The sequence below is a fragment of the Flavobacterium melibiosi genome, from assembly GCF_048158545.1.
GTDB classification, from domain to species: Bacteria; Bacteroidota; Bacteroidia; order Flavobacteriales; family Flavobacteriaceae; genus Flavobacterium; species Flavobacterium melibiosi.
The window spans coordinates 403,133-416,280 of sequence record NZ_JBLNKU010000001.1 but is presented as its reverse complement, the minus strand read 5'-3'; the positions used below and the strand labels follow the sequence as shown (position 1 = coordinate 416,280).

The 13,148-nt window shown below is 33.0% G+C and carries 7 protein-coding genes; all 7 read right to left on the bottom strand.

Features of this window, described 5'->3' with window-relative positions; translation table 11 throughout:
* Positions 1–61 precede the first annotated feature (61 nt).
* Positions 62–1,798, bottom strand: a complete 1,737-nt coding sequence (locus ACM55F_RS01710; RefSeq protein WP_416851964.1) for an alpha-amylase family protein — start codon at positions 1,796–1,798, stop codon at positions 62–64.
* A gap of 6 nt (positions 1,799–1,804) precedes the next feature.
* Entirely contained in the window at positions 1,805–2,755 is a 951-nt protein-coding gene (locus ACM55F_RS01705) for a carbohydrate kinase family protein (protein WP_416851963.1), read from the bottom strand.
* Between the two features lies 1 nt (position 2,756).
* Positions 2,757–4,052 carry an MFS transporter gene (locus ACM55F_RS01700; RefSeq protein WP_416851962.1) on the bottom strand — a complete coding sequence of 432 codons (1,296 nt, stop codon included), beginning with the start codon at positions 4,050–4,052 and terminating at the stop codon, positions 2,757–2,759.
* 141 nt (positions 4,053–4,193) lie between these two features.
* Positions 4,194–5,111 carry a GyrI-like domain-containing protein gene (locus ACM55F_RS01695; protein ID WP_416851961.1) on the bottom strand — a complete coding sequence of 306 codons (918 nt, stop codon included), beginning with the start codon at positions 5,109–5,111 and terminating at the stop codon, positions 4,194–4,196.
* 2 nt (positions 5,112–5,113) lie between these two features.
* Positions 5,114–6,439 (bottom strand): vanadium-dependent haloperoxidase, encoded by a 1,326-nt coding sequence (locus ACM55F_RS01690; protein WP_416851960.1) that lies wholly within the window; start codon positions 6,437–6,439, stop codon positions 5,114–5,116.
* Positions 6,440–6,473: 34 nt separating this feature from the next.
* Positions 6,474–9,734 (bottom strand): VCBS repeat-containing protein, encoded by a 3,261-nt coding sequence (locus tag ACM55F_RS01685; protein ID WP_416851959.1) that lies wholly within the window; start codon positions 9,732–9,734, stop codon positions 6,474–6,476.
* The gene (locus tag ACM55F_RS01680; protein ID WP_416851957.1) at positions 9,727–13,044 is read right to left on the bottom strand and encodes a VCBS repeat-containing protein; all 3,318 of its coding nucleotides are present in this window, start codon (positions 13,042–13,044) and stop codon (positions 9,727–9,729) included. Before ACM55F_RS01680 ends, ACM55F_RS01685 begins: the two co-directional genes overlap by 8 nt.
* Positions 13,045–13,148: the final 104 nt, after the last annotated feature.

Below are 13,148 nucleotides of genomic sequence, written 5' to 3'. Positions count from 1 at the left end.
AGGCAATCTTCCCACATTTTGAAGTTTTAATACTCCCATTTTTTCGATTACAATATGAAATTTAAAAACTCATAGTGCTTGTCATACCGTTTTCAGTATGGTCAATTGTAAAACGATTGGTTTGAAGGTTTGCCTTTAGATGCGCAACTGTGGTGCCATTCACCCATTTGACATCTATAATAGCATCCACGGCATCATTTATTTCTACATGACCTGAAAATGCATTTGAAGTATTTCTTAAGCGCATAATTTCTAGTTGTTTATTTACAACTTCCGTTTTCAACCCTTGCGCTATATCCTGCATTGTCAATGTGGTACGGTTAATTTCTTTATGTCCGGCACTGCCTCCATTATCTGCAGCTTCATAATTGTTTTTACCTGCAAAAATATCTAAATACCAAACCTGCGGTATTCCTGGCATAAACATTTGAATAACTCTCGCAAGAAGTAACTTCTGTTCGTCTTCACCTAGTGCACTAAAAAATGTAGCATTTATTTGATAATAAGAAATTTTATTCCCTGAAGGATCGTAAAGATTCTTTACACGACCGCCACGTTCCATGATTTTATTCATGATACTTTCTATCTCAGCATCTTCTAACAATCCTTTATTATAAACGCCATTTACCTCCTTGCCTTTTAAATCTAGAACAGGTATTCCATCATGGCAACCAAGCATGTTTACTGTTTTATATCCTTTAGCAATAATTTCCTTAGCCCAACTTAACAAGGCTTTACTAGTTTTATTTTCGATAGTATGTATCGTTAAACCAGGTAAGAAAAAGTCATAGATATAATACCCTTCATTGGCTACCTCATCATGTAAATGCAAACCATATTCTGCGTGAATTTCTGGCAATAGCATCAAATTATTTTGCTGTGCTATTTTCTTAATACGCTCTAAATATTCCCAAGTCCCCGGTTTATTAAAAAAATTGGATTCCCCTACTTGTTTATGCAAATAGGCAAAAGCATCTAATCGAAGGATATTACAACCATAACCATTTAATTTCTTTAGTGTCTCCTCATAAAAATCCCATACTAAAGGCGATGCAGCATTGACATCCATTTGTCCTAAATAAGAACGCTTTTGTTCTACAATTTGTAAAATTTCTGATTTAAAAGGTCTACAATCTTCAAAATTAATGGTCGTAAAATCTTGATTATCATTAATTGCAGTATTAATTACGGCAACAATAAATAGACTTTGCTCTTCAGTCAATCCTTTTACATTTTGTAAATCTGATACAGCAATTGGATTGTAGGTTATTTGCTGATAAAAAGTATTCCAATAAGGCTGTTCTGTACCATCCGGAAAACGTACTTTCAATATAGGCAAACCCGACTTTCTCATGAATAATTTATTGAGAAACTCTGGTTTTGGAATTACAATTCCATCTTCATTTTTTACCCCGTTTCCCACCCAGAATTCATTCCAATTGATAAAAAAATCTTTAAATTTAGATTCATTACCGTGTTGCAGCATGTCTTTAAACTGAGGAGAAGCTACAGAAAGATGATTTAACACAATATCAAATTTCAGCTTTATCTGGAGCTCATTCAAGTCCTTTAAATCTTTTGTGTCTACTAAATCTTTATTTATATCATAATCAATAATAGAAAAACCTCTATCTAAATCACTATTAAAAAAGGTGGGTAACACGTATATTAAAGAAAATACATCTTTAAACTCTGCCATTTTAAGCATGGCTATGGTGTCATTAAATTTTTCTCCAATACTATCTGGATAAACATTGAGCATTACACCATTACTGATTTTTTTACTATTTTGTTGCATCGTATTTTATAAAAGTTTAGAGAGGATATTGATGTTATCCGGTAATCGCCCTACATTTTGTAGTTTTAAAGCTGCTAATTTTAAAGCGATATCCAAACATTCATTAATTGATTTTTCTTTTATATAAGCAAATAAAAATCCAGACCAAAAAGCATCACCAGCTCCAGTGGAGTCCATAACTTTGTCAATTTTTATTGCTGGCATTTGTATTACTTCTTTCCCCTTTTGAGATAATTTCACCCCTTTGCTACCTAAAGTTAAGCAAACAGTATCTACTCCTTGATTGTGAAAAAAATCAAATATCTCTTCATGAGGAAGTTCCTTCTCAAAAAGACGCAGCATATCATCTTCACTAATTTTTATTAATGGATTGAACTGGCAATAGGTTTTGATTACTTTAAAAGCCTTCTTTTGACTTTTCCATAGCTTTCTTGCATAGTTAACATCGATACTTAGCTTACATCCTAAATCATATGCTTCTTGTGCTTTCTTTAAGATAGTTTTCTGTGCAGGATTTTTACTTAAAGCGAAACAGGTAGTATGAAATATCTTTGTATGAGATAGTATTTCCTTTGAAATTTGTTCTTCATAAATGCAACAATCTGCTGAACGATACGGAATAAAATCTGGCGTACCCTCAGACCTTGAAACAAAAATCACGCTAGTCGATTTATCATCCAGGACGTTAAGGTGGTTTGTATTTACTCCAACACTCGTTAATCGTTCCGTAATATAGGAACCAAAACCGTCGTTCCCTACTGTTGCAACCATGATAGTATTCAAACCTAATCGTGTTGAATTCATAGCAACGTTAGTAGGCGAACCTCCTAAATACCTATGATAATCTCTAGTTTCATTAATAAGCACATTTTCTTGATGTCCAATAAAATCTACAAGTACTTCGCCAACACAAAGGATGTCTATTTCATCCATATTATTATTTATTGAATTATTCATTTTATTTTGTCTTTTTTGTTTTTATTAACAAGGTGCATAGAGCAGCAATCAGTAACAATACTCCCGCAAAACTGATAGCTTGACGGGGGTCGTTATCTAAGAAGTTCTTTAAAATGTAACCAAATGATAGGTTTTGGATAATCATTGGAATAACAATCATCATATTAATAATTCCCATATAGACTCCATAACGCTCTTTTGGAACAACAGCTACAACCATCAAATACGGAATGCCCATCATACTTGCCCAAGCAATTCCATAGCCAATAATCACAGCAAAAAACACATATTGATTTTGTACTATTGGAAACCACAAAAAAGAAACGGCTCCTAATAACAGACATACAAAATGAATTATTTTAGCACCGTGTTTTTTGGCCAATTTCGCCAAATAAAAAGCAATTGAGAATGTAACTATAAATCCAAAAGCACCGATTAATCCGTTCCATTCTACCGCTTTTTCGTAGCCCATTACATTCTTTGGAGTTACATTCCATACTGACAATGCAATACTTTTTGAATTGTTTTGCCAATAACACATCATGGCATACCACTGAAACAAATAGACAAGGAATAGTTGCCACATCACCGTTGGCATTTCTAAAACTGCTTTGTAGATATCGATGAAAGGTGAAAAAACATTTAAAGGTTCTGCTTTTAAAATTGCTATTTCTTCTGCTGTTGGTGGGATTTCTTTTGTTTTACTCATACTCCACCAAATAGAAGTTACAGAAAGGACCGCTCCTAAAAAGAAGGAGGCGTAAATCCAAGTTGGTAACGATCCGGTATACCCAACAAAAACAATTGGAAATAGAAATAGCGAAATATAGGCTAGAAACTGTCCGAAACCAGTAAAAAAACTTTGAGCCTGAAAACCTGTTGGTTGTTGTTCTTCATCCAGCGTATCCGCAATAAAAGCGCGATACGGCTCCATAGCAGTATTGTTACCAACATCCAGAATCCAAAGCAAACCTGCTGCCATCCATAATGAACTGCTAAATGGAAATAAAAATAAAGCAATACTACAAATTATGGCTCCAATAAAAAAGTAAGGTTTTCGCCTACCCCATCTGGGATGCCACGTTTTATCACTCATGGCGCCAATTATAGGTTGAATCAACAATCCCGTTAGAGGTCCCGCAAGATTTAGTATCGGAATTTGATCCGGACTTGCATGTAAAAAATCATATATTGGATTCACGGCACTTTGCTGCAAGCCAAAGCTGTATTGTATGCCAAAAAAGCCAACGTTCATATTGATAATCTGCCAAAAACTTAATTTTATTTTACTTCCCATACTTTGGTTTATGTATTGGTTTGTTAATTTTTTCTAAAATTAATTTTTAAATTCCCAATTCAATAAATAATTAAAACAAAAACGTTTTCGGAATAACCGAAAACGTTTTCGAAATGTTAAAATAACAGCTGTAAAAAATATTTATTTTGTCGCAAATGGGATAATTATTATTGCTTCCCATTCCAGTTCAACACCCCCATTAAAAGGATTTGCAAGAAAATGTTCTAATGGTTTATTTTCTATTTTAATATCATTCTTCTTTGCATAATCCCACAAAGCAAACCAGGCTCTGTCTGAAGTTCTGAAACTCCCATAATAGGTAGCCTTCAAACCTCTTATGGCTGACAATGTTTTGAATTTAACAAGCTCATTTTCGATAATTTTGGTGCTCTTATCAATTGGAAAACAATAATTAAAATTGATTGTTTCTTTATCAAGATTCCAACTTTCAATTTCTAAATAAGGTCTTCCTATTATCTTAATATTGTTCTCTCGCAAAAAACCTGTTATAATTGCATCATTTGCGATCATGCTTTGTGCTTTTTCCTGTAATACACTTTTTAAGCTTAAATAAGCTACAAATGTTTCTTCAGAAGAACCTGCGCCATCTATTTTAATTTTAAAGTTTTCTAAATAATTATTTAATCCATTTTTAAAATCGGTAATCTTTTTGATTTGTTCAATCTTAAAATTTGTACTGTAAAAAGGAGCCATAAGTCTATTGTAAATACTGTTATTCAAATCTTTTATGCCAATATTTACTTTAGTCACAGAATCGTTTATCGATTGAATATCCCAAGTATATTCCATATGAGCATTCCCCTTTTTCATTTCTTGTTTAATGAAATCAAAATTTCTCTTCTCAAGAATGACATAATTTTCTTTATTATTTTTCAGTTGTATTGAAGACCATTCTTGAACACCTTGAAAAACGGTTCCTGTAGCAGTTTTAACTTCAAATGAAATAACATAGTCACTCTCTTTTATAAGTAAATACCAAACTAAAAACAATGAAAAAAACACACCAAATCCTATTATAATTTTTTTTCTAACTGTCATTGTTATTTAATCATCTTTAATTTTTTTACAATAAAATCGCCTATATTCTTTCCTTGACCAATTCCATTAATAATTGCTGCTTTGTAATGAATTCCACCATAAAAACGGCTCATTGCCGCCTCTTTAGCAGCAGCATCAAAAGAAGTGAATGTTCTTTTCGGCAATCCAAATTGCAGTTCAGTATCGTCTACAAAAGCAAAATTATCGCCAAAAACAGATGTCAAAACAGTTGCAGAACTATTAGAAACTACAGAGTGACCACTAGAATATTCAGGAAATGGTGGTGTTTGTAATAAAGGCTTCCAGTTTTCATCAATATTTTGGTTGATTACGGTTTCCGGACGCACCACATTACTTCTAAATTTTTCATCCCAACAACTAATAAACCCTTCAAAAATTCCAATCGACGTTTTGGTGTAGGCAAAAACTGTTTTTGCAAAATCGGCATTCGATTTTCTACAGGCAATTTGTACAATTCCCATCCAATGCCCTCCTGGTGTGATTTTCTTTTTGGCAAACATCATGTGACCCTGACTCACTGACACATAGGGATTACAATCCCAGAATTGGGCAATTTTAATTTCCTCTGAATTGTCTCCTTTTTTAATCATCTCTTTGCTTATGTCGTACACTTCTTGTACTTCTTTAAAAAATGGTGATTTTTTTTCTAAAGAAAATGACAAAGCAGGCACTGGCTTAAACTGCGAAGCCGAATCCAAAACCAAAGTCCTGATTTCTCCCCAATGCGGCTCTACGGCATCCATATAGGCTGGAGGAGTTGGCTGCCATCTTCCCGGTTGATTTGCGTAAACAGAAAATTTAGACATGGTTCGGGTTTGTTTGTAATTATCCTTTCCCATCCATTTTTTGATACGTTCAGCCACTTTAAGTCCATATTCTTTGGAAGCTTCAAACTCTACTTCATTTTCATCACTCCATTTTTGATACAAACTATCTCTGAATTTTTCCACTAATTCTTCAGAAAAAACTAATTGCTTAGTTACTTCCATGTGTGCAATCAATGCAGCTATTGGTTGATTCACACCATTCTTTGAATCTAATTTTGGTATAGAATCCAATCCGTTCAGTTGATTTTGGAGACTTGCATAGGTTTTACTATTTTGGGCTATTACTTCATAAGCCGCAATATTTGGGTAGACAAAAATTCTACTCGCAACCGGAGGCGAAAATATATCGTGAATCATAATTTGAGTCACATTATCTATTGCCGCATGATATTCGTTGGTAGTAACTATAATAGATTTATCCTTTTTACAAGAAATAAAAAGAAGGCAAATCACCGCAATACTTAAAATTTTCGTTTTCATTTTTTTATTAATTTGTAGGTTCCTTTTTATATTGTTATTTCTTTATTGAAGGCATTTCATACAACTCCGCCTTTTTATTATTTATGGTAATCAACATGTATTTTTTACCATTGAAATTGATTAGATCCAAATGTCTGACTGCTTTTTGAGTCAAATCAATCCCGATTTGATTTCCTAAAAATATTGTTTTTTCATTTTTGATTAAAGCACCTGAAAATCCGTCAAACCTGCTATGATAAGGGGAAACTCCAAAATAATTACCTGCTACAAAAACTTCCTCCTTGGCATCTGAATCAAAATTGGATTTCAGAAAACTTGTAATTGGTGCAACTTGCATTTTATTCGAAAAAGGAACAAAAGTAAATATCCCTTTATCATTTCTTAAATAACCAGATTTCAAATTATGAACTTCAAACAATTTTCCTTTCTCAAGCATTTTTGGATCAAAAACTTCTTCAAGTGTTTTTCCTGCAAAAGATTTATAACTGTTGAATTTCTTTTTAAGCATCCCGCTGAATTGTTCCGCTAATTCGTCGAGACTCATTGTGGTATAATATTGCCCTTTTTTTTCTATTGCCACAATGGTTTCAAAAGATCCGTTAGTATCAAAATCATCATAATACATCTTCATCGGGAAATCCTGTGAAGCTTTAAATTTAGAATTCATTCCCCAGTTTCCAACCAAATAATCTTCGTCACCATCATGGTCTATATCGAAAGAAAGTACTGATTGCCATAATCCATTGCTTTTTTCTGGAAAAACCGTTGCTGTTACATCCGTGAATTTACCGTTTTTATTAGCAAAAAAAGTAGGCTTCATCCATTCACCCACTATAATCAAATCTATTTTTCCGTCTTTGTTAAAATCACTGAAAATAGCATCCGTAACCATTCCTATTTTCTCAAAAGTTTTATTTTCAACAATAGTGAATACTCCTTTATTGTTGTTCAACAAATAGCAATCCGGCATGCTTCCAAATCTATTATTTATTGAATTATTACCAACAAAAATATCTAAATCCCCATCGTTATCATAATCAAAAGTCTTCACAACCGATGCATTTTGAGCCAGCTTAGGCAAAACTGCATTCAGCAATTGGTTGTTTTTATTTAAATACAAACGGTCTTGCAAATTAGATGCATTTTCACCGCCACCGGAAGCCACATATAAATCATTCGCTTTATCATTATTGAAATCGCCTATAACAACTGAAGCATCTTCAAAAACAGAATCTTTTTCGATTGCAGCAAATCCTTTTTTGACAAATCCATTTGGATTCTGAATATAAATCGCTGCTTTTTTACCTTTCGAAGCTCCAAAGAAAACATCGTCCTTTCCATCTCCATTTAAATCACCAACTGCAGTTGCAGCACCTCGATCAGTGCGTTGGTATGGCATTAATTTTTGTGCTAAAATATCAATAAAATCATTTTCCTGATGCATAAAGTCAATTCCCAAACCAGCTTCTACCTTTTTAAAAATTGGCAAAACTGCCGGATGCAATTTTTTATAATCAAAAGCTTTTCTACTCTGATTGGCTTTTATGGTAAGCGTTTGACACGTTTTAACATTCTTTAATGTTTGGTAGGTTTTATCAGGCCAAATCACCACTAATGAATCAATCTTAGTTGTTTTTCCATAACCAAAATGAATCATAGGTTCCGATGAAGACTGAAACCCTCTGGTGGTCTGCAGTTCTTTAAATTGTTTTTTTCCTTTGGAATAAGAAATTACTTTGGCTCCAATCCCAAAAGTATTTTTCCCGGTAAACCGCAGTTTCAATTTTAAATAGTTTGATTTGGTATCGGTTTTATTGATATAAACCGAAGCAATAGCATTAGTATTATTGGTAATTACATCTAAATCTCCATCGTTATCAATATCAGCATAGGCACTACCATTTGAAATTATAGAATCATTTTCTATCCAATCACTCGAGCGGTTTTTAAACTGCAAATCAGCTGCACCTTGAAAAACATAATTCGTCACATTTCCCTTTGGCATTCTCTTCAACGCTTCTTTATCTAATAACTTCGTCGTACTAATTTTGCTTTTTATTTGATCATTTGAATAATATTTCACATAATCCAAATCATTTGGACGCTTTGGAATTCCGTTACTAACAAAAATATCTTGTTCTCCATCTTGATCATAATCCCCAAATAAAGTACTCCAACTCCAATCGGTTGCTGCTACACCACTCAATAAAGCAGTTTCTGTAAAATGTCCTCCTGCTTGATTTAATTGCAACGTATTTCTGGAGTACTGATAATGATACCCTAGTTTTTCGGTTCTCATTTTTAACATTTGTACATTATCATCCCCTAAGGACGATTTCAAAACTTTTTCGTCTTCTGGAAGCATGTCTAAGCTCAGGATATCCGGAAAACCATCATGATTAACATCTGCAACATCAACACCCATTGAGAATCGGCTGGTGTGACCAAAATACTGTTTCAAACTTTCCGTAAAAGTTCCATCACCATTATTTAGATAGTAATAATCATCTTCGTGAAAATCATTCCCTACATAAATATCTGGATAACCATCTAAATTAAAATCCGAAACCGCTAATCCTAAACCATACCCATTGGCACCTCCAAAAATTCCTGCCTGCTCACTTACATCAACAAATTTTCCGTTATCATTTCGGAATAATTTATCCCCACACTCATAACTTCTTTTATTTCTAATATCGGCATTTCCAAAAGATGATTCAGAGTGAACGGCATGATTCAATAAATACATGTCTAAATCTCCGTCTAAATCATAATCAAAAAAAGCTGCTGAAGAGCTGTAATTATCTAAATCTAATCCGTATTCTGCCGCACTTTCGGTAAACGTATTGTCCTTATTATTGATGAACAATTCATTCTGACCTTCAAAACCATTAATTCCAACTACCGCACAAACATAAATATCAAGATATCCATCTCCATTTACATCAGCCATAACTGTCCCTGCGTTCCAATCACTTTGACTTTCTACACCTGCTTTTACTGAAATATCCTCAAATTTATTTTTCCCTTTATTTAAATACAATTTATTTTTTCCTTGATTGGAAGTAAAATAAATATCTACCAAACCATCATTATTGATGTCGCCAAGAGCCACACCACCACCGTTATAATAGTAGAGATAATCTAAAATGGAAATGTTTTTGGACTCTAATAATTCATTATTGAATGTAATATTGCTTTCCTCGGAAGACAATTTCTCAAATAGTTGCCCTTCTTTTTTGGAACAACCAATTAACAGCAATGAAGCCAGTCCTATTCTAAAAAAATTATTCATTGCGTCTAAATATTTTAGGGGTATTATCATTTACAACTGCTATAATTGAAACCGTTTTATTCTTATCCTTTATTATTCTCACCTGTTTCACTTCGCCTTTTATAAAGAAACCGGATTTATTGTAAGGCATCCATGAGAAAGTTCCATTTTTATTTCCTAAAAGCACGCTGCCATAATTAGCGTCCAATCTGGAGAATTGTGGTTTGAATTCATATTGATTTCCACCCAAGATTAAATCCAAAATCCCGTCATTATTCACATCAATTGTACTAATAGTGTTCACACAAGAAAACTGAACTTCTTTTGGAAGTGCTTTTATCTCAAACTTACCATTTCCTTTGTTGATTGCAATTACACTTTCTTGAATATTTACTGTCTTTTGAATCGAATTATCAACTACTTCTTTAGCAAATAATTCCTGAAATGTTTTCTTAGAATAATCAGCATAGCTCAAATTTTTCTTCTTAATCGAAGGAATCTGTTTTGCTAATTCTTGTTTTAGGTTTATTGGTAAATCCTTCCCATCAATAGATCTGGTTGCTATTTGTTCAATAGTTCCGTTATTATCAAAATCGTTCGTAAACAATTTCATAGGATTCGTATTGGTCGCTTTATAGTTCGTATTTGTTCCTTTATTACCCAGAATCAAATCTTTTTTACCATCATTGTTCAAGTCTACACAGCTAACTGCATTCCAAAAACCATGAAAATTCGTGAGATTCGATTTGAATTCTACCAATCGGCGTCCATTGTTTTTGAAAATCATAGGTGCAGTCCAATCTCCTACCAAAATTAAATCTTTTTTGGAATCATTATCAATATCTTCCCAAACCGCATCGGTTATCATTCCAACCGAGTTAATTTTGAATGCTTTTTTATCAGTCACGTTGGTGAAATTTCCTTTTCCGTCATTTTCCAATAACAAATGTTTAGGATCAATTCCATAAACACCCGGAACGCTTCGGCTTCCTATAAATACGTCGATATCACCATCATTGTCAAAATCATTTGACGCAATTACCGAGACGTTATTATTGGTTGTTGGCATATTGGTTTTGCTTTTTACAAAAACTCCTTTTCCGTTATTCAAATACAGACGGTTTTTATAATTAGCCTGATCCGATTTTTCATTTCCACCAGAACCCACTAATAAATCAATATCTCCATCATTATCAGCATCAAAAAAACTGGCTGCAGTATCTTCATAAATAGCATCTGCATCTAAGTCTTTTTGGCCCGTAACTGAAAAATTACCATTCCCTCTATTTACATATATTTTACCGGCTTGCCCTTTGGCTCCGCCAATAAAAACATCCTCATTTCCATCACCATTTAAATCAGCAACTGCTAGTGAAGGCCCTTCTTGAGAAAGCATTTTAGAGATTAACCCTTCATGATCAAAATCGACATAATCGTTTTCTTTATGCGCTAAAAATTGATTTTTCTTTTCGGTGAGCAATCGTTTTAGCTTGTCATTTTTAGGAACATAATCTACTTTAGCATTTGCAATATTCAAATTTATAGTACAATTATTGGCTATTTTTTTTATTGTCTGAAATTTACCATTTGGCCAAATTACTTGCAATGAATCAATTTTTTTTGTCCCAATTCCAAAAGTCATTACATAATCAATAGACGATTGAAAACCTCTGGAAGGAATTAATTCTTGTCTAAGAATTTCTTTACCCGAAAATAACTCAACAACACTTCCTACAGCAAATTTGTTTTGATTATCTCCTTTTAGTTTTACTTTAACATAGTGATTTTTTTTGTTTTTCTCCGAGTTGTTTCGATATACAAAAGATTCCATATTGACATTATTGACAATCAAATCTAAATCCCCGTCATTATCTAAATCCCCATAAGCAGCGCCATTAGAGAAACTTGGCGTGTCTAATCCCCATTTCATAGCTTCATTGCTAAAGGTCAGGTTTTTATTGTTCTTGTAGGCATAATTGGATATCGGTGTGCTTGGCATTTTACTGATAATTGTTTGAATTTCTTCTTTTTTACCTGTAACCACCATTTTCTGCATAAACTCATTAGCAAAAAAATCAACAAAATCTTGATTGGTTAAATCGTTATATATTCCGTTACAAACATAAATATCTTTGTAACCATCATTATCCATATCAAATAATAAAGCACCCCAACTCCAGTCGGTTTTGGCAACGCCAGCATGATTTGCTATTTCAAGAAATTGATTGTCGCCGTTATTAATTTGCAACGTATTTTGCATATATTGGTTGTAGAAATCCAAATTTACTTTTCTGGTAAATAAATCATAGTTTTCAAAATTTGTAGTCGTTTTTAAGCGTTCGTCCGGTTCCGGTAACATATCAGTTACAAAAATATCGGCTTTCCCGTCATTGTTAACATCGGCCATATCAGCACCCATTGAAGATTGGCTGATGTGTGATGTCCATCCCTGAATTTGTTCGGTAAAGGTTCCATTTTTATTGTTTATGTATAAATAGTCTCTTTCATAAAAATCATTTGAAATATAAATATCCGGATACAAATCTCCATTTACATCCCCTACGGTAACACCTAAACCAAAACCTATCAAACTACCATAGATACCTGATTTCTCACTTACATCAACAAATTTACCATTATCATTACGCAATAGTTTATCACCGCCTCCTTTTAGAATATCAGCGACATCCCAATCCTTATCTCTTAAGTCCCTTTTGTTGGAATAATTAAGACTACTCACAGGAATAAAACTGTTATTTAAAATATAACAATCTAAATCACCGTCTTTATCATAATCAAAAAAAGCGGCATGAGTTGTAATACCAGTGTCAGCAAGATTGTATTGTTCAGCCTTATCAGTAAAAGTCAAGTTACCGTTATTAATAAAAAGTTGGCTTTTTATTATCGAGTTAATGTTATTCCCAGCACTACAAACATAAATATCAAGAAGCCCATCCCCATTAATGTCAACCATTACGACACCAGTTGACCATGACTTATTTCCTTCGACTCCTGCTTTCTTAGAAACATCTTCAAATTTAAAATTACCTTTATTCAAATAAAGTTTGTTAGCCCCTAGATTTGATGTGAAAAATACATCTGAAAGCCCATCATTGTTGACATCCCCTATAGCTACACCACCACCATTATAAAAATTTCGGTATTTGAATATATTCATATCCGCACCATTTTTAACTTCGTTTACAAAATTAATTCCGGTATTTGAAGAATCTAATTTAGAGAATAGGGCATACTCATTTGTTGAATTTTCTTTAGAACAATTGGAGAAAATTAAAATTAAAAGTAGAAATAAAATAATACGATTAAACATATTTAAAAACTATTTGATTAGGTAATTATAATTGACCAATTTATATATAATTCATTATATAAAAAAATTAATACTGCAAATAAATTGTTGTTTTTGAAACTAAA